Source organism: Pseudomonas grimontii, from assembly GCF_007858185.1.
Lineage (GTDB): Bacteria > Pseudomonadota > Gammaproteobacteria > Pseudomonadales > Pseudomonadaceae > Aquipseudomonas > Aquipseudomonas grimontii.
In genome coordinates, this window is sequence record NZ_VFES01000005.1 from 56,417 (window position 1) to 77,825 (window position 21,409).

20 protein-coding genes and 2 pseudogenes are annotated in these 21,409 nt (G+C 60.6%); 13 read left to right on the forward strand and 9 right to left on the reverse strand.

What is annotated here, in order from left to right; translation table 11 throughout:
* Positions 1 to 34: 34 nt before the first annotated feature.
* From FIV39_RS10135 to xylB, 3 genes are read left to right on the forward strand one after another with little or no spacing between them, the layout of a single operon-like run.
* Complete coding sequence (locus FIV39_RS10135; protein ID WP_090404237.1) at positions 35 to 967, forward strand: ABC transporter substrate-binding protein; 933 nt, start codon at positions 35 to 37, stop codon at positions 965 to 967.
* Between the two features lie 21 nt (positions 968 to 988).
* Positions 989 to 1,981 (forward strand): LacI family DNA-binding transcriptional regulator, encoded by a 993-nt coding sequence (locus FIV39_RS10140; protein WP_090404235.1) that lies wholly within the window; start codon positions 989 to 991, stop codon positions 1,979 to 1,981.
* Between the two features lie 16 nt (positions 1,982 to 1,997).
* Positions 1,998 to 3,458, forward strand: a complete 1,461-nt coding sequence (xylB, locus tag FIV39_RS10145; protein WP_090404233.1) for a xylulokinase — start codon at positions 1,998 to 2,000, stop codon at positions 3,456 to 3,458.
* Positions 3,459 to 3,655: 197 nt separating this feature from the next.
* Here the strand turns inward: xylB and FIV39_RS10155 are convergent, their stop codons facing one another.
* Complete coding sequence (locus FIV39_RS10155) at positions 3,656 to 4,114, reverse strand: REP-associated tyrosine transposase (RefSeq protein WP_090404231.1); 459 nt, start codon at positions 4,112 to 4,114, stop codon at positions 3,656 to 3,658.
* A 302-nt stretch (positions 4,115 to 4,416) separates the two neighbouring features.
* Positions 4,417 to 4,860 (reverse strand): Lrp/AsnC family transcriptional regulator, encoded by a 444-nt coding sequence (locus tag FIV39_RS10160; protein ID WP_090404229.1) that lies wholly within the window; start codon positions 4,858 to 4,860, stop codon positions 4,417 to 4,419.
* A gap of 109 nt (positions 4,861 to 4,969) precedes the next feature.
* On the opposite strand from FIV39_RS10160, the gene FIV39_RS10165 reads away from it, so the two are divergent.
* Positions 4,970 to 5,872, forward strand: a complete 903-nt coding sequence (locus tag FIV39_RS10165; protein ID WP_090404226.1) for a DMT family transporter — start codon at positions 4,970 to 4,972, stop codon at positions 5,870 to 5,872.
* Here the strand turns inward: FIV39_RS10165 and FIV39_RS10170 are convergent.
* Both FIV39_RS10170 and FIV39_RS10175 read right to left on the reverse strand, forming a co-directional pair.
* Positions 5,850 to 7,829: a peptidase U32 family protein gene (locus tag FIV39_RS10170; RefSeq protein WP_090404224.1), complete on the reverse strand. Its 1,980-nt coding sequence runs from the start codon at positions 7,827 to 7,829 to the stop codon at positions 5,850 to 5,852. The two genes, FIV39_RS10165 and FIV39_RS10170, sit on opposite strands and share 23 nt — an antisense overlap.
* A 70-nt stretch (positions 7,830 to 7,899) precedes the next feature.
* Positions 7,900 to 8,280: a RidA family protein gene (locus FIV39_RS10175; protein WP_090404222.1), complete on the reverse strand. Its 381-nt coding sequence runs from the start codon at positions 8,278 to 8,280 to the stop codon at positions 7,900 to 7,902.
* Between the two features lie 213 nt (positions 8,281 to 8,493).
* Here FIV39_RS10175 and FIV39_RS33880 point away from each other — a divergent pair.
* A pseudogene (locus FIV39_RS33880) lies at positions 8,494 to 9,261 on the forward strand (PAS domain-containing protein); the annotation flags it as partial.
* 111 nt (positions 9,262 to 9,372) lie between these two features.
* Positions 9,373 to 9,849, forward strand: a pseudogene (locus FIV39_RS33885) (methyl-accepting chemotaxis protein); the annotation flags it as partial.
* A 49-nt stretch (positions 9,850 to 9,898) separates the two neighbouring features.
* On the opposite strand, the gene FIV39_RS10185 reads toward FIV39_RS33885, so the two are convergent.
* The 3 genes from FIV39_RS10185 to FIV39_RS10195 form a co-directional block, all read right to left on the reverse strand.
* A complete protein-coding gene (locus tag FIV39_RS10185) occupies positions 9,899 to 11,221 on the reverse strand; it encodes an OprD family porin (RefSeq protein ID WP_090404218.1) in 1,323 nt (440 codons plus the stop codon).
* 377 nt (positions 11,222 to 11,598) lie between these two features.
* On the reverse strand, positions 11,599 to 12,468 hold the full coding sequence (locus FIV39_RS10190) for an isocitrate lyase/PEP mutase family protein (RefSeq protein WP_090404216.1): 870 nt from the start codon (positions 12,466 to 12,468) through the stop codon (positions 11,599 to 11,601).
* A gap of 153 nt (positions 12,469 to 12,621) precedes the next feature.
* The gene (locus tag FIV39_RS10195) at positions 12,622 to 13,524 is read right to left on the reverse strand and encodes a GGDEF domain-containing protein (RefSeq protein WP_090404214.1); all 903 of its coding nucleotides are present in this window, start codon (positions 13,522 to 13,524) and stop codon (positions 12,622 to 12,624) included.
* Between the two features lie 187 nt (positions 13,525 to 13,711).
* On the opposite strand from FIV39_RS10195, the gene FIV39_RS10200 reads away from it, so the two are divergent.
* From FIV39_RS10200 to FIV39_RS10210, 3 genes are all read left to right on the forward strand, one after another.
* Positions 13,712 to 14,626 (forward strand): universal stress protein, encoded by a 915-nt coding sequence (locus FIV39_RS10200; RefSeq protein WP_090404212.1) that lies wholly within the window; start codon positions 13,712 to 13,714, stop codon positions 14,624 to 14,626.
* Between the two features lie 41 nt (positions 14,627 to 14,667).
* Positions 14,668 to 15,588, forward strand: a complete 921-nt coding sequence (locus FIV39_RS10205) for a universal stress protein (protein ID WP_090404210.1) — start codon at positions 14,668 to 14,670, stop codon at positions 15,586 to 15,588.
* A 115-nt stretch (positions 15,589 to 15,703) separates the two neighbouring features.
* Entirely contained in the window at positions 15,704 to 15,958 is a 255-nt protein-coding gene (locus tag FIV39_RS10210; protein WP_090404208.1) for an Lpp/OprI family alanine-zipper lipoprotein, read from the forward strand.
* Positions 15,959 to 16,060: 102 nt separating this feature from the next.
* Here the strand turns inward: FIV39_RS10210 and fnr are convergent, their stop codons facing one another.
* Positions 16,061 to 16,801, reverse strand: coding sequence for a fumarate/nitrate reduction transcriptional regulator Fnr (fnr, locus tag FIV39_RS10215; protein WP_090409977.1), 741 nt, complete (start codon positions 16,799 to 16,801; stop codon positions 16,061 to 16,063).
* Between the two features lie 530 nt (positions 16,802 to 17,331).
* On the opposite strand from fnr, the gene FIV39_RS10220 reads away from it, so the two are divergent.
* Both FIV39_RS10220 and FIV39_RS10225 read left to right on the forward strand, forming a co-directional pair.
* The gene (locus FIV39_RS10220; protein ID WP_090404206.1) at positions 17,332 to 18,252 is read left to right on the forward strand and encodes a universal stress protein; all 921 of its coding nucleotides are present in this window, start codon (positions 17,332 to 17,334) and stop codon (positions 18,250 to 18,252) included.
* 113 nt (positions 18,253 to 18,365) lie between these two features.
* Complete coding sequence (locus FIV39_RS10225) at positions 18,366 to 19,046, forward strand: BON domain-containing protein (RefSeq protein WP_090404205.1); 681 nt, start codon at positions 18,366 to 18,368, stop codon at positions 19,044 to 19,046.
* On the opposite strand, the gene FIV39_RS10230 is transcribed toward FIV39_RS10225, so the two are convergent.
* A complete protein-coding gene (locus FIV39_RS10230) occupies positions 19,018 to 19,707 on the reverse strand; it encodes a response regulator transcription factor (RefSeq protein WP_090404203.1) in 690 nt (229 codons plus the stop codon). The genes FIV39_RS10225 and FIV39_RS10230 overlap by 29 nt on opposite strands.
* A 266-nt stretch (positions 19,708 to 19,973) precedes the next feature.
* Here FIV39_RS10230 and FIV39_RS10235 point away from each other — a divergent pair, with 266 nt between their 5' ends.
* On the forward strand, positions 19,974 to 20,978 hold the full coding sequence (locus FIV39_RS10235) for an aldehyde dehydrogenase family protein (protein ID WP_261384639.1): 1,005 nt from the start codon (positions 19,974 to 19,976) through the stop codon (positions 20,976 to 20,978).
* A gap of 16 nt (positions 20,979 to 20,994) precedes the next feature.
* The gene (locus FIV39_RS33355) at positions 20,995 to 21,357 is read left to right on the forward strand and encodes an aldehyde dehydrogenase family protein (RefSeq protein WP_261384641.1); all 363 of its coding nucleotides are present in this window, start codon (positions 20,995 to 20,997) and stop codon (positions 21,355 to 21,357) included.
* Positions 21,358 to 21,409 lie beyond the last annotated feature (52 nt).

Sequence of the window (21,409 nt, forward strand, 5' to 3'; positions counted from 1 at the left end):
TTTCACTCCCATAACAATCACAAGAGAGACCCGCATGAACCTTAAACGCATCTTTCCCGTCGTCGCCTTGGCTGCCCTGATGTCCCAAGCCGTAGAGGCCCGCGAACTCAAGGCCCTGGGTATCAGCATGGGCTCGCTCGGCAACCCGTATTTCGTGACCCTGGCCGATGGCGCCACGGCCCGGGCCAAGGAGCTGAACCCCAACGTCAAGGTCACCTCGGTGTCCGCCGACTATGACTTGAGCAAGCAGTTCTCGCAGATCGACAACTTTATCTCGTCCAAGGTCGACCTGATCCTGATCAACGCCGTTGACCCTTCGGCCATGGCCTCGGCAATCAAGAAAGCCCGCGATGCCGGCATCGTCGTGGTCGCGGTGGATGTGGACGCCAAGGGCGTGAATGCCACCGTGCAGACCGACAACGTCGAAGCCGGCAAGCTGGCCTGCCAATACCTGGTGGACAAGCTTTCCGGCAAGGGCAACGTGATTATCCAGAACGGCCCGCAAGTCACCGCCGTGACCGACCGCGTCAAAGGCTGTAAAGCCGCATTGGCCGGCGCGCCGGATATCAAGGTGCTGTCCGACGACCAGGACGGCAAAGGCTCCCGCGAAGGCGGCCTGAACGTGATGCAGGGTTACCTCACGCGCTTCCCGAAAATCGACGGCCTGTTTGCGATCAACGACCCGCAAGCCATCGGCAGCGACCTGGCGGCCAAGCAGCTCAAACGCAGCGGCATCATCATCACCTCGGTGGACGGCGCGCCGGACATCGAGAACGCGCTGAAGACCGATACCCAGATCCAGGCATCCGCCAGCCAGGACCCGTGGACCATGGCGCAGACGGCGGTGAATGTCGGCAATGACCTGCTCAACGACAAAGCCCCGGCCGAAGCGGTTACCCTGCTCACGCCAAAATTGATCACCCGCGACAACGTCGGTACGTACAGCGGCTGGTCGAGTAAACATTGATAGTGTGAGAGGAACAGCGTCGTGGTGACCATGGATGACGTGGCAAGCAGGGCGGGGGTGTCGACGTCGACCGTGTCACACGTGTTGAACGGCACCCGCAAGGTCAGCCCGGCCACGGTGCTGGCGGTACAGCGGGCGATCCAGGCGCTGGGGTATATCCCCAACACCCTGGCGCGCTCGCTGGCGCGGTCGAGTACCAACACGATTGGCGTGGCGATCTCGGCGCTGTCCAACCATTACTTCAGCGAGACGGTGCACGCGATTGAAACCGAGTGCGCCAAGCACGGTTACATGATGCTGTTTGTCGATACCCATGACGACCCGGAGCAGGAGCTGCGGGTGGTCACGGCGCTGCACCATCGGCGGGTCGACGGTATTGTGCTGGCGCCGTCGAACGGTTCGATGGCCCTGGAGTACCTGCGCGCCAACGAGATTCCAGCGGTGCTGGTGGACCGCATGATGAGTGAGCAGTTTGATCAGGTCGGAGTGGAGAATGCCCAGGCCACCCAGGCGCTGATTGAACACCTGGTCGGGCACGGGCACCGTCGCATCGGCTTTATTGCCGGGCGCACGGGGTTCAGTACCACGGATGAGCGGGTGGCGGGTTACCGCGCGGCGTTGCACGCGGCGGGGCTGGCCTTCGATCCGCAGTTGCTGGTCAACGGTGGCTCCAACACCGAGCCTGCGCGCCAGGCTACGGTGCAGTTGCTGGGCCTGGCTTCGCCACCCACGGCGATCATGGCCGGCAATAACCTCATGACCCTCGGCGCGATGCACGCCTTGCGTGACGCGCAGCTCGACGTGCCGAGACAAATGGCCCTGGTGGGCTTTGATGATTTTGACTGGGCGGATTTTTTCGTGCCGCGCCTGAGCCTGATCGCACAGCCGGTCAAGGCCCTCGGCGCCCGCGCGGTTGACCTGTTGCTGCAACGTATGGCGTCGCCCGACGCACCGCCCCAGAGCGTGCGCCTCGCGCCGACCCTGCAGTTACGTAACTCCTGTGGCTGTCATTGATTGGAATCACACACGCATGAACAGTCCTGTTTCCCTGGGCATTGACCTGGGCACATCGGAACTCAAAGCCATCCTGATGGACGCCACGGGCGCGGTGCTGGCCCATGCCGGCGTGCGCTTGAGCGTGTCGCGCCGGCACAGCGGCTGGTCTGAACAAGCGCCGCAAGACTGGTGGCAAGCCTGCGTGCAGGCGTTGGAGCAACTGCGCGGACACGAGGCGTTTACACGCGTGGCCTGTATCGGCCTGTCGGGGCAGATGCACGGCGCGGTGTTGCTGGGGGCGGATAACCGCGTGTTGTACCCGGCGATCCTGTGGGACGACTCCCGTGCCGTGGCCGAGGCCGAACACTTGGGCCCCGGCTTCGCCGACGTCACCGGCAGCCTGCCCATGGCTGGGCTGACCGCGCCGAAACTACTGTGGCTGCAACGGCACGAACCCGAGGTGTTCCAGGCGATTGATTGCGTGCTGTCGCCCAAGGATTACCTGCGCTTGCGTTTGAGCGGTGAGCGCATCAGCGAGATGTCCGACGCGGCGGGTACGTTGTGGCTGGATGTGGCGCGGCGGGAATGGTTTAGTCCGATGGTTCGCGCTACGGGCCTCGCCCCTGGGCAACTGCCCAGGTTGGTGGAGGGTGGTGCGGCGAGCGCTTTTTTAACCGCGACTGGGGTGGGTTTGTCGTCTGACGTGGTGATAGCCGGCGGTGGCGGCGACAATCCGGTGGCCGCTGTGGGTATCGGCGCGATCAACGCCGGTGATGGCTTTATCACCCTTGGCACCAGCGCGGCGATTGTTGCGATCACCGATCACGCGGCCGGCAACCCCGCCAGTGCGGTACACAGCTTCTGCCATGCACTGCCCAACCGCTGGTACACCATGGGCGCGATGCTCGCCGGCGCCAGTTGTTTGCGCTGGGTCACACGGCTGACGGGTATGGCGGATGAGCAGACGTTGTTGAATCAGGTCCAGGTGCAGCTGCCTATCGGCCAGCCAGTGCCTTTGGAAACGCCGTTGTTTTTGCCGTACCTCGCAGGCGAACGCACCCCTCATAATGATCCTCTACTGCGCGGCGGCTTCATGAACCTGGGCCACGACTGCACACCGGCGATGCTCGGTTACGCGGTGATGGAAGGGGTGGGTTTCGGTTTGCTCGATGCGTTGCGTGCGGTGCAATCGACCGGCGCCGATGTGGGAGCCTGTGCCCTGGTGGGCGGTGGTGCACGCAGTGAGTATTGGGCGCAGTTGCTGGCGAATATCCTGCAGCGGGAAATCTTCACTTTGCACGGCAGTGAATTGAGCGCGTGTATTGGCGCGGCGAAGTTGGGGTTTGTGGCGCTGGGGCAGGGTGCGGAGTTGCTGGCGGCGGGGATGCCGGTCAAAGCCCGATACAAGCCTGACCTGACGCAACAGCCGGTGTTGGACGCGCGTTATCGCAAGTTTCAGAGTTTGCTGCCTGCCGCAAAGGCCCTTCACGACTAGGCTCCTGTGGCAAGGGGCCTGTTGAGGTGAGCAGGCTTCCTGTGGCGAGCGGGCTTGCCCCGCGTTGGGGCGCGAAGCGGCCCCTAAACCTGACCACTCATTGTGCCTGGATAAACGCGGTGCCTTTATTGGGGCTGCTTCGCAGCCCAACGCGGGGCAAGCCCGCTCGCCACAGGAAGCCCGCTCGCCACAAACGGTCATAACCAGACAGCATCCCACAGTGGGTAATCGCCAATGCGCTCCACCAATCCTGCTCGCAAGGGGTTGGCGACGATATAGCGCGCCATTTTCCGAATATCGTCTTCAGCCCGTACCGCCCGGTCGTGGTAGCCACGCTGCCAGAATTTCTCCCGACTGCCACGGGCGTTGTTGATGCTTAAGGTGCTGCGCGATTTGGTCTGGCGCATCACATCAGGCAGCGTCGGGCCATTGAGGTCGAGCAACCAATGAAAGTGGTCCGGCATGATCACCCACGCCAGCGAATTGACCTGCCCTGAATCATGAACTCTCTTGAATTCCGCGACTAATAAGCGGCCCAGGCGAAAGTCGCGAAACAATGGATGGCGTTGATGCACGACAGCAGTGATCAGATAGGCTCGACCGGTTTCTGAATAGCGACCACGACGTAGCAGGTGAGAGTTTGGCTGACGAGGCAATCCGTTGCTCCTTCGCATGGATAAGAAGTTTTCACGCTAGCAGCGCAGGCGAAATAGCCGCGTTGAGTTGCGTATCCTTTTATTGCACGGCTTATTGTGGCGAGCGGGCTTCCTGTGGCGAGCGGGCTTGCCCCGCGTTGGGGCGCGAAGCGGCCCCAATAAAGTCAACGTGTTTATCCAGGCCTAGTGAGTGCTCAGGTTTAGGGGCTGCTTCGCAGCCCAACGCGGGGCAAGCCCGCTCGCCACAGGAAGCCCGCTCGCCACAACAGGCGCGCTCGTCACAGGAATCGGTTTGTTACGGTTCAGTCGTTGGTCAGCGGCGGCAAGCGTCGCTTTACCGGGGTTTTCTTGACGATGGCGGTGTTGGTTTCGGCATACGCATTGATCCGGTCCAGCAGGCTGTCGAGATGGTCCATGGTGCGTACATGCAGGCGCGCGATAAAGCAGTCTTCGCCGGTGACCTTGTCGCATTCGGTGAACTCGGGGATCGACTGGATCTGCCGCTCCACTTCCTGCAGTTTGCCGGGTAGGGGGCGGATGCGCACGATGGCTTGCAGCAGGTAGCCGAAGTGCTTGGGGTCGATGTCGACGGTGTAGTGGGTCAGCACGCCGCGTTCTTCCAGGCGGCGCAGGCGTTCGCCGACGCTGGGCGAGGACAGCCCGGTGATGCCCGCCAGGGCCTTGAGGGATAGTCGCGAGTCGTCCATCAAGGCGGCGATGAGTTGCTGGTCGATGGTGTCAATCATGGTGTCCGCCTAATAAGAAAAGGTAATGTCGGGGTTTTACCTTTTTTAGGCGCTGGAGCCGATCACAAGCAGATTGCCATAATTGAGCCTCACTTGAGGAGCCTCCATCGTGGACACATCTATTCGTCGCGGGTCGTGGGAAATGATTGCCGCCATGCTGATCTCGGGCACCATCGGCTGGTTTGTGCTGGTGTCTGGCGTGTCGGTCATCGAAGTGGTGTTCTGGCGCTGCGTGATCGGCGGGCTGACCCTATTACTGGTGTGCGCGCTGCTCGGTTACCTGCGCCTGGACCTGCTCAGTTGGGCCAAGCTCGGCCTGGCGATGCTCAGTGGCGTGGCGATTGTCGGCAATTGGTTGCTGCTGTTCGAATCCTATTCCCATGCATCGATCGCCATCAGCACGGCGGTGTACAACGTGCAGCCGTTCATGTTGGTGATGCTGGCGGCGCTGTTCCTGGGGGAAAAGATCACCGTGCAGAAACTGGCGTGGTTGTGCGTGGCGTTCCTGGGGATGCTGGCGATTGTCACCGCCCATGGTGATCAACCCACCGGTGACGACTACCTTACAGGCATCGCCTTGGCGCTGGGCGCGGCATTCCTGTACGCGATTGCCGCACTGATCATCAAGCGTTTGAAGGACGTACCGCCGCATTTGATGGCGTTGATCCAGGTGACGACGGGCGCGTTGCTATTGGCGCCGCTGGTGCCCTGGAATAGCTTGCCGGTCACCACCAACGCCTGGGCGGCGCTGGCGACGCTCGGCGTGGTGCACACCGGTTTGATGTATGTGTTGCTGTATGGCGCGATCCAGAAATTGCCGACCGACATTACCGGCGCGCTGTCGTTTATCTACCCAATTGCGGCGATCTTCGTCGATTGGATTGCCTTCGGGCATCGCCTGGGCTGGCTGCAATGGCTGGGGGTGGCGGCAATTCTGCTGGCAGCGGCAGGGTTGCAGCGGGGCTGGTGGTGGCCCCGCTCCCAGAGGGTCAGTGCGTGCCCTGATAGATGAGATTTTCCGGGTTGAAATGCTCCACGACACTGCCCGGTTGCGGCAGCCCAAGGATATGCCCCTTGATCTTGCCCACCACGTGCATTTCGCAGGGTTTGCAGTCGAACTTCAGGGTCAGCACTTCGTCGCCATGAATCAGCTGCATCGGCGCGACCTTGGTCTTCACACCCGTCACACCCTTGGCCTGTTTAGGGCACAGGTTGAACGAGAAGCGCAGGCAGTGCTTGGTGATCATCACCGGCACTTCGCCGGTTTCTTCATGGGCTTCAAAGGCCGCGTCGATCAGCTTCACGCCGTGACGGTGGTAGAAGTCGCGGGCTTTCTGGTTGTAGACGTTGGCCAGGAACGACAGGTGCGCTTCCGGGTACACCGGCGGCGGCGTGGTCTCGGCCTTGCGCCCGCCACGCGGGTGTGCGGCAACACGGGCGGCGGTCAACGCTTCGATCACTTCGCGGCGCAATGCCTTGAGCTGTGAGTTGGGGATAAAGAACGCCTGCGGTGCATCCAGTTCGATACGGGTGGCGTGATACTCGGTGGTACCCAGTTGGCCAAGCAGGTCACGCAGGGTATCCAGCGCCTGTTCCGGCTTGTTGGCCACGCCGAACGGGCCGGGCAGGGTGACGCTGGCGCGGATGCCTTCTTCGCTGGTGGCGGTGACTTCCAACTGCTCTTCACGCAAACGTGCGACCCATGACAGGCCGATACGGCGTTCGGCCGAGGTCTTGAGCAACGCCTGCTGCCAGTTGTGGTCCAGGTTGCGGTTCAGCGGGTGGTTCGGGCGCAACTGATGCAGGCCGGCCGGCATTTCATTCGGCTCGACGCGGTAGCGGTAGCGCTTCTCGCCATCCTCCTCGAATTCGCCCTTGGGCTCGGCGATGTTGGCGCGGAAACCCACCACTTCGCGCTTGACCAGCACATTGAGGCCGTCGCCGTTGGACAACGGCTCATGGGTGACCACCTGCAGGTCACGCTTGCCGGCCTTTTCCACCACCCCCACCGGCAAACCGGTGAACGTCGGGGTGTCGAAGGCGCCGATGTCGATCTTGCGGTCGCTGACAAAGTAGTCGGTGCTGCCACGGTGGAAAGTTTTTTCCGGGTCGGGCAGGAAGAAATGCGCGGTACGGCCGCTGGATGCGCGGGCCAGGTCCGGACGGTCTTCGAGAATCTCGTCGAGACGCTGGCGATAATAGGCCGTGATGTTCTTCACATAGCCCATGTCCTTGTAGCGGCCTTCGATCTTGAACGAACGCACGCCGGCTTCGACCAGCGCGCGCAGGTTGGCGCTCTGGTTGTTGTCTTTCATCGACAGCAGGTGCTTTTCAAAGGCCACGACGCGGCCTTGGTCGTCTTTCAAGGTGTACGGCAGGCGGCAGGCCTGGGAGCAGTCGCCACGGTTGGCGCTGCGGCCATTTTGCGCGTGGGAGATATTGCATTGCCCGGAGAACGCCACGCACAGGGCACCGTGGATAAAGAACTCGATGGCGGCATCGGTCTCGCCGGCGATGGCGCTGATTTCCTGCAGGTTCAGCTCGCGGGCCAGGACCAGCTGCGAGAACCCGGCCTGGTCGAGGAACTTGGCACGGCCCAGGGTGCGAATATCGGTCTGGGTACTGGCGTGCAGCTCGATGGGCGGAATATCCAGCTCCATCACGCCCAGGTCCTGCACGATCAACGCGTCGACACCGGCGTCATAGAGCTGATGGATCAGCTTGCGCGCGGGTTCCAGTTCGTTGTCATGCAGGATGGTGTTGAGGGTGGTGAAGACGCGGGCGTGGTAACGACGGGCGAATTCCACCAGTTGAGCGATATCGCTCACTTCGTTGCACGCGTTATGGCGCGCGCCGAAGCTGGGGCCGCCGATGTAGATGGCGTCGGCGCCATGCAGGATGGCCTCGCGCGCGATGGCGACATCGCGGGCAGGGCTGAGCAATTCCAGGTGATGCTTGGGCAAGGACATAGTTTTTTTAGTCAGGCTTGTCACGGTTGAGGCGGGCATTGTAGCCGTGAATTGCCTGACCGGCATCAACTCAGGCCTTGGCGGCCATCGCCGTGACTTCCACGCGCATGCCGTCTACCGCCAGTGCCGCCACGCCAACCGCCGCGCGCACGGGCCAGGGCTTGGCGAAGAAGCGTTTGTAGACCTCATTGAAGGCGGCGCGGTCGGCCATGTCGGTCAGATAAATGGTCAGGTGCATGACCCGGTCCATGGCGCTGCCGGCCTTTTCCAGCGCCACTTTCAGCGCTTGCAGCGTGCATTCGCTTTGCAGGGTGATGTCGCCCAGTTCCAGGCTGCCGTCGGCGCGGGTCGGGATCTGGGTGGAGACCAGGATGCCGTTGAAACCGACGACATCTGAGGAAATCGAGTCTGCATCCGGATCGGGGGTGTAGGACAGGTCTTGGTTGGTCATCAGTGCGCCTCTTGTCGGTTGTAACAGGAAGGCGCCATGGTCCTTGAAAATAGCAACAGGGGCAAATGAGAGGGCCTCCGATACACCGGGAACTTCCATTTCCCGTACAACATCTTGACGTCAAAAAATAAACAACTAATCCACGTAAAGTCCCGTATTCCGCGGCCGATAGCGAGTTTAGAGATAGATTTTCCGCACGGCTGAGGGTACGTCATGTTCAACACAACACTCAAAACAGAACTGGCGGCCAGGACGGCCGAAGTCACCGAGTACAAAGGACTGATCAGCGCCCTGGAACGCTCCATGGCAGTGGTCGAATTCGACCTCAACGGCAAGGTGCTGCGTGCCAACGACAACTTCCTGAAAACCCTGGGTTACAGCCGTGACCAGTTGGCGGGCAAATCCCACCGTGAGTTTTGCTTGCCGGCGCTGACCAACAGCCCGGCCTACAGTCAGTTCTGGGGGGAGCTTAAGGCCGGTAAGTTCGTCTCGGGCACCTTCAAACGCGTGGACGCCCACGGCAAGACCATCTGGCTGGAGGCAAGCTACAACCCGGTGCTGGATGAGCGTGGTCAAGTCCTGAAAGTGGTCAAGTACGCCTTGGATGTCACCGCCAAAGTCGAGCAAGAGGCGGCCACCCGCAGCAAACTGGCCGCAGTGGACCGGGCAATGGCGGTGATCGAGTTCGACTTGACCGGTCAGGTACTGGACGCCAACGAGAACTTTCTGCACGTCATGGGTTATACGCTGGCCGAAATCAAAGGCAAACATCACCGCCTGTTTTGCGAGCCCAGCCTGATCAACAGCAGCGAGTACACCGACTTCTGGCGGCGCCTGAATAACGGTGAATTCTTCACCGGGCAATTCAAACGTATTGGCAAGCATGGCCGCGTCGCGTGGCTGGAGGCCAGTTACAACCCGGTCTACGACGGCGACGGCACGCTGATCAAGATCGTCAAGTTTGCCAGCGACATCACTGAGCGCGTGGAGAAGTTCGAGGAAGATTCACGCGGCGCCTCTCGGGCCTACCATATCTCGTCCGAAACCGAGCGGTTTGCCGAACATGGCACCCAGGTGATTCATGAAACTGCCGCTGAAATGCGCCGGATTGCCGAGAACATCGGCGCATCGGCGCGTCTGGTCGGACAATTGGGAGAGCGCTCCGAGCAAATTACCGCCATCGTCAATACCATTCGAGGCATCGCCGACCAGACCAACCTGTTGGCCCTCAACGCGGCCATCGAGGCTGCCCGTGCGGGCGACCAAGGGCGTGGTTTTGCCGTGGTAGCCGATGAGGTCAGGCAGTTGGCGGGACGTACCAGCCGCTCTACCGCGGAAATCGCCGAGATGATTGGCATGATCCTGTCGGAAACCCGCGACGCGGTGGCCAGCATGAGCTCCACCCAGGAGGGCGCGCAACGCGGCGTGAACCTGGCCGACCAGGCGGGTTCGGTGATCCTGCAGATTCGTACCAGCACCAGTGACGCGGTGCAGGCCGTGAGTATGTTTGCGTCGAAACTGGACGAGTCGGAAGTCATCCCCAAAACCGCCGTCGGCTGGGTTGGCTGATCGCGTTTTAGTCGTGGAGAGGGAGCCGCTCCCTCTCCACACGGCCTCCTTACAGCAAGGTGAACGGGTAGTCGACGATCACCCGCAGCTCATTCAAGTCGCCATCGCGCTGGTCAGCATTGGACGACACGATGGCATCACGCACGCGCAATGACAGGTTTTTCGCCGGGCCGCTCTGGATCACGTATTTGGCCTCCACGTCCGTCTCGTGGTGGGCGCCGTCGGCACCGTAATCGCCGGCATAAGCGCTGTTGACCGGCGTGTGGGTGCCGTCGATGTCCGAACCGTTGATGTAACGGGTCATGAAACTCAACCCCGGTACGCCATAGCTGGCCATGTTCAAGTCATAACGAATCCCCCACGACTGCTCGCCCGGGCCGTTGAAGTCACCCCACTGCACCGAGTTGGCCAGGAACACCGAATCGCCGCCTTCACCTGCGCCGTTGTTGCCCGTGCCGATGTAGTCAAAGGGCGTATCGCCGTGGACCTTCTGGAACGACAGCGTCAGCGTGTGCGCCTGCAAGAACGAATAGGCCGCCGCCACCGAGTAGGTGGTGTTGTTGATCGCACCGGCCTTGGCGCTGCCGGTGTCGAGGGTGCGGTACAGGTTGCCGTCCAGGGCCAGCGATTGCTCATGGGGCAGGGCGATGACGTAGTTCAGGTTGGTGTAGTACTGGCGCCAGATGTCTTCCAGTTCGCCGGCATACAGCGTCGCGCTCAGTGACGGGGTAAAGGTGTATTTGCCGCCGATAAAGCTCGCACTGTTGGCCGCCACATTGGCGTAGGTGGCATAGATGTCATGGTCATGGTTGCTGGTCATGCCACTGTTGGTGCTGGTGAAGTGGCCGGCTTCCAGGTCCAGGCCCGCGATTTCACTGCTGGTGAGATCAAAACCGGTGGCGGTCTGCGGCAGCAGTCGGGTGCCGCCGGTAGCGAAGACCGGCGCGGTGGGCTGCATGTCACCGAACTTCAACTGGGTCTTGGATAGTTTGATTTTCACCGCCGCGCCCACGGAGCCATAGGCATTCTCGGGATCGCCATGGCGATCGGTGGGCAGGTTGCCGGTGCCGGCGTCCTGGTGCGTGGCGTCCAGCTTCAGCCCGCCGTAAGCATAGGCATCCACGCCGAAACCGAAGGTGCCCTGGGTGAAGCCAGAGGCATAGTTGAGCATCGCCCCTTGCGTCCAGTCGCGGTTGTCGGCCTTGCCGCTCTCGCGATTGCGGTCCATGTAGTAGTTACGCAACAAGCCGGTAACGCTGCTGCCGTCGATAAAGCCCTTGGAGTCGGCCTGGTCCGTGACGGACTCGGCAAACGCCACGGGGCTGATACTGGCGCACACCGCCAACGCCAACAGGCTCCACTGTTTAATCATGTTATTAACTTCCCCGGAATAATGAACGCGCACAGAAACGCCGCACTGTTTGATAGGCGTACACGCTTGTATGGGCAGAGTTTTAAAGTGAGGCGTTACGGTTTTTTATTGTCTTCGACGGGTTTGTCGAGGTTGATTCCAGTCAGAGTTTGCGCGGCCTGCAGCCCTGCTGGGGATGAAACTCGATTAATAAAGCTTCACGATTTTTAATCGCGCAGGGGAGTAGCGTGGGGCCTGTCTTAGCCGCTCTGCTTCGACACCATCCTTTGGTTGCCGCCGCAGATAGTGCGGCGGATTTTTTCGTGGGCGGTGTTTCAGTCGGCGGCGTAGTTGAACGTATTTAGGGGAGGGGAGGACGGGGTTCACCGCTGATGACGCTACTCTTTTACATCCATGAACTCTTCAGCCCACGCCACGTAACTCTCTGGCAACGTGTAGGTATGGGTCAGCTCGGTAGCACTGAGGTTCGATGTGCTGTGGGTCAACTGGCGCTGGGCACGCAGGCTGTCGTAGGTGGCCTTGATCGCCGCAAAATACGCGCCATGGCCGGCCACCACCACGCGCACGCCCAGGCTGGCCAGGCGTTGAGCGTCATGGAGCTTGGGGTTGCCGTAGGTGACCAGCATCAGCGGCACCGTGAGGTGTTCGGCGATTTTTTCCAGGTGCTCGAAATCACTGACGCCGACCATGCAAATCCCATCGGCACCGGCCTTCTGATAGGCCAGGGTGCGCTCGATAACCGCTTCGGTCGGCAACACACCGGCGTTGGTGCGGGCGATGATCGACAGTTCAGGATCGACTCGAGCCTCCAAGGCGGCGCGGACCTTGCCGATGCCTTCCTCGATGGAAATCAGGTCGGTGGACTTACGCCCGAATTGCGCCGGCAGCAGCGTGTCTTCAATCGTGAGCGCGGCCACACCGGCGCGCTCCAGTTCTTCGACGGTACGCATCACGTTCAGGGCGTTGCCGTAGCCGTGGTCGGCGTCGGCAATGAACGGCAACTGGGCGACGCGGCCAATGCGGGTGGCCTGCTCAACGAACTCACTCAGCGTGATCAACGCAAAGTCGGGCGCTGCCAGTACCTGCAACGAGGCCACGGAGCCGCCCAGGATACCGACTTCGAAGCCCAGGTCGGCGGCGATACGTGCCGACATAGGGTCGAACACCGACGCGGTTTCAACGCAGGTTGGCGTTGCAAACAGCTCACGAAAATTGCGACGAAGCGCTGAGTGGGACTTTTTTGGCATGATCTTTCCTGGTTGGGGCCATTGTCGACTGACGATCAATGCCTATTCATAGTCGCAGCAGATTAACACGCCGCAAAACAGAGGATTATGACGTTTGAGCATGAGGTATGCGCGTAACACATACCCTGGGCCATGGTACGAGGTGACCGTTATTCAATCGGCAGGCCGGTTAAGCAAGCTGAAACGGCAGGTGCCGCCCCCGAGTCGTTTGGCCTGGTACATCGCATTGTCCGCCTGCTCCAGCAGTTGCTCGACGTTCTGGCCATCCCCGGGAAATCGGCTGATGCCGACGCTGATGTGCGTGCGCAGGCGCTGGGCGTCAATCATGAAGGGCTGGTCGACGGCCCCGATCAGCTTCTCGGCCAACGCCTCAACCTGTGCCGCCTGCTCCATGCCGATCACTAGAATCGCGAACTCATCGCCGCTCAAGCGGCAGACCACGTCGGAGCGGCGCACCGACTGGCTGAGGCGTTCAGCCACCGCCACCAGCAATTTATCGCCGCACGCATGGCCGTGGGTGTCGTTCACCGCCTTGAAACGATCCAGATCGATAAACATCAACGCCAGCGGCTTTTGCTGGCGGGTGGCGTGATTGATCGCCTGATTGAACAAACTCAGGAACAGGCAGCGGTTAGGCAATCCCGTCAGCCCATCATGGAACGCCAGTTGCTGCATGCGCGCGCGCTCCTCATCCATCACCTGAAAATTGTGCAGGATGGCGATGAAATGCGTCACCACCCCCTCGGGGTCTAACACTGGCGTGATGACCTGGTTGATCGTGCAGTTGGAGCCGTCCTTGCGGCGTTCGACCATCTCGCCCTGCCACGTCAGGCCTGCCATGATGGTCATCCATAATTCCCGGTAAAACGTGGTCGTCTGGCGACCCGAAGACATCAAATGAGGGGTCTTGCCGACCAGTTCCGGCTTGGAGTAGCCGCTGAGCAGGCAAAACGCTTTGTTGATCCACACGATGCAACCAGTCCTCTCGGTGATCAGTACCGGGTTCGTTGCCGCGTCCAGTGCCCGCATCAACAGTTGCTGCTCATCTTCGATCATGTTCCCTCCGACGGCGCAGGTGAGGCTGCAGGCCTTGATTCAGGCTAGGTGCAAGGCACCGGTGGCCTGTTGACGAAAGTCAACTTTTTGCCGGCTCAAGCTGACAAAGATCAACTGGCCGCCGCTGCGCACGGCTCAATCTGAAGGCCAATTCACGGATTGAGATGGCCACGTGCCGAGGTGCCCCATGTTGCAGACTCCGCGTTTACTGTTGATTGCCCCTCCCACCATGACCCGTACGCCGGCGTTCGAGCGTGCCGCTGCGTTGGCACATGCGATGCAACTGCCGCTGCACATCGTGGCGTTCAATTATTTGCAGGCCCTGGCCATCGCCGGCCTGTTCGCGCCGGACCAGATTGACCGTGCGCGGGAAGGGTACCTGGACACCCATCGACACTGGCTCACCGCACAGGCCGACTCGATGAACAAGCACGGGCTGGAGGTCACCAGCGAGGTGGTGTGGGTGCATCACCCCTATGAGGAAATCCTGCATTTCGTCAACGAGATGTCGCTGGCCCTGATTATCAAGGATGCCGAGGACGTACCGGCGTTGAAACGGGTGTTCTTCACGCCCCTGGATTGGCAACTGCTGCGCGACTGCCCTGTGCCGGTGCACTTGGTCACCGATGCACGGCATCCGCTGCCCCGCAAGGTGTTGGCGATCGTCGATGTGTTGCGCAGCGAGGAGCAGGACCTGGTGTTCAATGACCAGATTGTCGAGGCGGCAGCCAAGCTGGCCTCCCAGTGCAATGCACAGCTGGATCTGCTGCACGTGTACGACTGGGCGGCGGTGTATGCCAAAGACATGGGCTATGGCGCTGTACCTCTGGTTTCCGGGCTCTATGAGGCGCTGAACGAAGCGCAGCATGAGGCATTCGCCAGTTTGGCCGAACGCCAGGGGATTGCCGTCGAACAACGGCATTTTATCGAAGGGGTGCCGCTGTGGAATATCTGCAACTTTGCGCATGACCATCAGATCGACGTCATCGTCATGGGCACCGTGCAGCACGCCGGGTTGAACAAACTGCTGGGCACCACCGCCGAAAGCCTGCTGCACAATGCGCCTTGCAGTATGTGGGCAATCAAACCTGCGCGTGGTTGACGCCGGCCGGTAGCCCCGAGCGGGCCTTGAAGAGGTGTGAAATGAGTCAATACCAACGTCTGCTGTTGATTGCCGACCGCACGCTGTATCACTCCCCGGCGCTGTTACGCGCGGTGGCGCTGGCCAAGGCGTGTGACGCGAGCCTCCATGTGCGGGCGTTTATCGAGCCCGCACCGATTATTCATTTGTGGGAGCAGCGCGTCGACGAGGCGGCCTACCAGGACTACCTGCGCCGATATCGCCATTGGCTGGCCGAAGAACTTCAGCGCCACGGCGGGAACGGGCTGCGGGTGACGGTTGAACTGATATTCACCACCCACCCCATGCTGGACATCCTGCGCACCATCGCCGACTTGAATCCGGACCTGGTGATCAAGGACGTCAACGCCGAACCCATGCTCAAGCGCGTGTTCATCACGCCGCTCGACTGCCAGCTGTTGCGTGAGTGCACAACACCGTTGCACCTGGTGAGCCAGGCCCGTTACGGCTTGCCCCATCGCGTGGTGGCCGCTGTTGACCCGTTCGATCCCGACACACAGATCAGCGGCCTGAACGACGCCATCATCCAGCACGCCTTGGCCCTGGCCTTGCAATGCGACGCGCCGTTGCATCTGCTGCATGCCTACGACCTGTCCCCGGCGTTCAATGGCGACGCACCGAGGGGCATGGGCGGTTGGAACCTGGATTTTTCCGAAGAACTGCACGAGTCCCTGCATCAGTCATTCGTCATCTTGGCCGACCGTTATGGCGTTCCGCCGGAGCGGCGGCACTTTGTGATGGGGCAACCGGTGCCGGTGATCCAGGCGTTTGTCGAAGAGTTCCTGGCCGATGTGGTGGTCATGGGCACAGCGCATCGGGTCGGGCTTGAACGGCTGATCGGCAGCAACACCGAACGGGCCCTGTATTCGGTAGCGGGCAGCATTTTGGCCATCCGGCAACCGCGCAGCAGCCTCAACAGCTGAAGGGGCCGCACGCCTGCGTATTTGTTGACAAAGGTCAGCAGCACAGAGGCCCGGCGTCAGATACTGGACGCGTATTTTTTCTTATTGTTTACAACCAATACTTGAGGGAAAAACCATGAACAACTACCTGTCCGTTTCACTGCTGGCGCTCGCGCTGGCAACGTCTGCCGGTTGCAGTCATCAAGCCGCCAAGGAGTTTGATGCGCGTCTGGATGCGGCAGAAAACACCGCCTCCACGGCGCGTCTGCGCGCTGATGAAGCCTATCTGAAGGCCGATCAAGCGGCGGCGCTGGCCGCACAGGCGCAACGCACGGCTGACGAAGCCAATGAGCGGGCGATTCGCATGCTCACCAAAGCGAGCAGAAAATAACCGGCGCAGCCCTTATGGAACAAGGGCTGCGCTTGCGGCCGCTCGGGGAGTCAGCACGAGCGGCCGCAACGAGTAGGTAAGTCGGTGAATAACACGGCGAGGCTAGAGGGGACGATCACACCCTGCGACCAGCCGCTCGAGGCGGTCCAGGTCCTGGATCGTGACGTTGCGGCCGACGATGTGCGCCAGTTTCTGGTCGCGCAGGTGGGCAATGCCACGGCAGATGGTTTCCAGGCGCAAGCCCAGATAGGAACCGATTTCCTCGCGACGCATTTTCAACACAAAGTGCCTGGCCGAATACCCACGGTTGCTGAAACGCTGCGACAGGTTCATCAGAAAGGCCATCAGGCGCTCATCCGAATTCATGTTGCCCATCAGCATCAGTAAAGTGTGATCCCGTACGATTTCACGGCTCAGCAGGCGACTTAAGTTGTGCTGCAGCGACGGCAGGTTCCGGGCCAGGTTCTCCAAATGAGCGAAGTGGATAGGGCACACCTCGCTGTCCTCCAGTGCAATCGCCGTGCAGGCATGCACGTCGGCGCTGATGGCATCCAGACCGAGCATATCTCCGGGTATTTGAAAGCCGGTGACTTGTTCGCGGCCATCGACAGACACCAGACCGGTCTTGAATGAGCCGATTCTTACCGCGTAGAGCGAGCGCAGCGGCTCTCCGGCACGGTACAGCGCCGCGCCTTTTTTGACTTTGAGCCGTTGAGTGACCAGCTTATCGAAGTGGGCCATCTCGCGATCATCGAGGCCGATCGCCAGGCACAGCGCCGACACACTGCAGTTGGAACACTTGGTCTTGACCGGGCCCCCAGGCTGAGCGCGTGGTTCAGGCATGAGATGAGGCAGCGTCGAGTTACTGACCGGATACAGAAGTTGGGCCGTCATGTGTGCGCTCCATCCAGGCTTGCGCCTGAGCAATGAACGAACGGGAAACTGCGTCGCGTGCGCCTTTTCTGGACATCCCCGATTCCGAGTTCTATTGAACTTCAGCGCTGGCGCGAAGACTTGACGTACATCAAATCTTGGGCGGCTAAGGCTTCCAGAATCGACGAATGACCCTTTGTGGCTGGCTTGGCACGGCCGTGAACGATTTCGGATGACCGGCCACGAATGGCCGGTCAGTGGGTCCTACGCCCGCACCACTAAAGCTCATTGAGCTACATCAACAAGGGTCGAGGGATCCGAGTTCGATTCGCTGATTGCGTGAAAACCTGTCTTAAGTTGACAAAAGTCAGACTTCGCCGTGCATGGCGCCAGATACTGTCACGACGATTTATCAGTTGGATTAGCTGAAAAGGGGCATCGCACTTGACAGACAGCGGGTAGCGGTCATGCGCTTAAGCGATTCCAGGCCGAGGTACGTGATGCTCGAACTCAAACGGATTCTATTGATTGCACCCTCCGAGATGACCCGCACGCCGGCCTTTGACCGGGCTCATGCACTGGCCCTCGCCTCCGGTGCGTTGTTGCAAATCGTGGCATTTGATTATGTAACCCCCCTGGAGCTGGCTGGCCTGCTTGACCACGACGCCATCTCACAGGCCCGGGAGGGCTACCTGCAGATTCACCGCCACTGGCTGGAGCAGCAAATACGCTTTCAACGGCGCGCGGGGTTGCAGGTAACCAGTGAGGTGGTCTGGGCCAAGCAGAGCCTGGCGCAGGTGCTGGCGTATGTGAACGACTTCCACCCCGACTTGGTGATCAAGGATGTGCAGCATATTTCGGCCCTTGAACGTACCTTCCATCGGCCGTTGGATTGGCTGTTGTTACGCGAGTGTCCGGCTTGCCTGCACCTGGTGACCGACGCCCGGCACCCAAAGCCGTTGAAGGTGCTGGCGGCCATCGACTTGTCGCATCTTGAAGACCTGACCTATGGGCTCAACGAGCGAATCCTCGAACTGGCGTCGACCTTGGCGCGGGCCTGCGATGCCCAGTTGCACCTGCTGAATGTGAGCAACTGGTCGGTGGTGGGGGATACCCTGACAAGTGTGCCTATCCAGAGCCTGGACAGCCATTTGGGCGAAGCAGTCAACGATGCTCAGGTGGAAGCCTTCGAGGCGCTCGCCGAACGCTATGACATCGAGAAGGCACACCAGCATGTGCTGGCCGGTATTCCGCATAAGGTGGTCAGTCTGTTCGCACAGCGTAACGCCTTCGATATGGTGGTGCTGGGTACGACCTATCACCGGCGGCTCGACCGGATGATCGGCAGCACCGCCGAGAGCGTGCTGAACCACACCGCGTGCAGTTTGATGATCGTCAAGCCGGCGGATTGGGTGGGCTGAAGCAGGCCATGCGGCCATTGACCTCAGGATAAGTATTTTCCGACCTGCTGGAGCGTGTCACAACCAGATACGCTTTGGCCGATCGAGACGTTTGGAATTCAAATGGAGTTTTTATGAATACCGATGAAACGCTTAGACAGCGGGTGATGGAAGAACTGAACTGGGACCTGGCATTGAAAGCCGACCAGATTCTGGTTCAAGTGTCCGACGGCATCGTGACGCTCTCCGGTAACGTGGCCAGTCATGCCGAGCGCTGGCACACCGAGCAGGCGGTGGCCCATGTCGCCGGCGTGGTGGACCTGATCAACGACATCAATGTCGTGCTGCCCTCCAGCCATATGCGCACCGACAGTGATCTTATGTCGGCTGCGATTGCGGCGTTGCAATCGAACACCTCACTGGCAGACCACCGTGTCAAAGTCAGTGTGAAGGACGGTTGGCTGGAACTCAGTGGCGAAGTTGACTCCGACCATCAGCGCCAGACAGCCGGCTATGCCATGCGGTATTTGCAGGGCATCAAGGGGGTCAGTAACGACATCGTCGTCAAGTCCCATGCCTCTGCAGACACCATCAAGACCGACATCGAGTCCGCGTTTCGACGCAAGGCCATCATCGATGCCCATGGTATCGATGTGCGAGTGGAGGGCGGGGACGTCACGTTGAACGGCGTTGTCGGCTCGCTGCCTGAACGCGAGATGGCGCGCTTGACGGCCGCCGGCACTGCCGGCGTGCTCAAGGTGGTCGATAATCTGGTGGTTGCCCCCGCTAGCCAAACGCGCAGCGATTCGGCCTGACGTCGCGGGCTGCCAGGGCAATGCGCGCCAGTTCGGGAATCGACCTGGCGTGAGTCCTGCTCATGATCGACGCCCTGTGCTTTTCCACCGTGCGCTGGCTGATGCCCAAGTCCACCGCGATATTTTTGCTGGGGTGGCCATCCAGAACCATCCCCAGGATCTGGCGCTGGCGCGCTGTCAGGTGACTGATATGGTCGATGGCGGCCCTGCGCAGCGCCTTGTTGCCCTCGTTTTCGGTTTGACCGGCCAAGGCTGTTGCCACGCTGGCCATCAGTTGCCGATAAGCGAATGGCTTTTCAATGAAGTCGCACACTCCGGCCTTCATCGCCGCAACGACATCGGCCACCCGGCTGTTGCCACTGATCATGAGAATCGGCAGATCGTCACCCTGCGCCCTGAGACAGCCAACCACCTCAATTGCGCGGGTGCCAGGAAGGCAGGTGTCAATGATCAGGCAGCCCTGCGGCTCGCCGGTGTAGCTGTCGAGAAACTCGTCAGCGCTTGCGTACTGCCGTACTCCATAACCTTCGCAGGTTAATGCCGCACACAGGTGGCGGCGCAACACCGCATCCTCGTCCACTACATGAACGACCGAGTCGCTCATCTGATCAATTCTGTGCAATCGCTCATCGCCATGCGACATGGATTGGTTCACTTGCATGATTCTCCCTCCCGACAAGACGTGATTTCCCAGGGCCAGCGGCGCAATCCTAGGCGGTTTGCCAGGCGTATTAATTGATCTATGTAAGTATTTTCCGAATTTCAGGGCACCTGGCGGCACGCCATGAAGCGCTGAGGCATGCGTAGATTCCGACGCTAGTCACCTGCCCGAATTAAGCCCAACGTAATCCTGGTTTTGAAGTGGCGCTGCGGCTGAATACAGTCCGATTGCGTTGAATGACTCACTCTCATTGGAAGGCAACCGTTATGGCTTATACGACGATCAATCCATACAACGGCGAGTTGCTCGCACAATTCGATACCCTTACGACGGAGCAGCTGGAGCACAAATTGGCCACGGCGGCGCAGTGCTACGCGACGTGGAAGACCAAGACGTATGCCCAGCGTGCGACGATCATCGCGAAGGCCGGCGAATTGATGCATCAGCGCTGCGATGCACTGGCCCGTAAGATCACCCTGGAAATGGGTAAACGCATTAACGAGGCCAGGGGTGAAGTCAAGTTCAGCGCCGATATCATGGCGTATTACGCCAATAACGCCGAGCGCTTCCTGGCCCCGCAATCCCTTGAGCCGACGCAGGGCGAAGCGCATATGGAGAGCAGCCCCATCGGCGTGGTGTTTGGCGTCGAACCGTGGAACTTTCCGTTCTATCAGTTGGCTCGCGTTGCAGGTCCGCACTTGATGGCAGGCAACGTGCTGGTGATCAAACATGCCGGTTGTGTGCCTCAATGCGCAATCGCCTTCGAGCAGGTCCTGCTCGAGGCGGGTGCGCCCGCTGGGCTCTATACCAACCTGCTGATTTCCCATGAACAATCCCGGCAGGTGGTGGATGACCCACGTGTGCGTGGGGTGGCCCTGACCGGCAGCGTTGCCGCTGGCCGCAGCCTGGCCGCGTGGGCGGGGCAGAACCTGAAACCTTCCTCGATGGAGCTGGGGGGCAGCGATGCATTCATCGTGCTGGAAGACGCTGACCTGGACCTGGCGATCAAATGGGCGATTTGGGGGCGCATGTATAACTGCGGGCAGACGTGCTGCGCGGCCAAACGCTTTATCGTCGTCGAGTCATTGGCCGATGCCTTCCTGGACGGATTCAAGGCTGGGCTTGCGGCCTTGAAGCCGGGTGACCCTATGGAGGAAACCACCACCCTGGGCCCGCTGTCCTCGGAGGCCGCCTTATTGCAATTGCTCGGTCAGGTCCAGACGGCAACGGCTCACGGCGCCAGCGTGGTGCTGGGGGGGCGGGCGCATTGATCGCGCCGGTGCGTTCATGACGCCGACGATCCTGACCGATATTGCCCCCGAGAACCCGGCTTTCCGCGACGAGTTCTTCGGCCCAGTGGCGCTGTTTTTCCGGGTCAAGGACGAAGAGGCCGCAATCGCGTTGGCCAACGATTCCGATTTTGGCCTGGGTGGCTCGGTGTTTACCCGCGATGTCGAGCGGGGGCGGCGTGTGGCAAGTCGCATCGAGACCGGCATGATGTTTATCAACAACATCAGTTGGAGCGACGCCGAGCTGCCCTTCGGCGGCATCAAGGATTCCGGCTACGGCCGCGAGCTGGGCGACATGGGCATCCAGCAGTTCGTCAACAAGAAACTCGTGCGTTACGTGAAGGCTCAGGCGCCGCTCTGACACCTGATCCCGTACACATCCCGAGTGCCCGTGCAGACGCGGGCACCTTCCA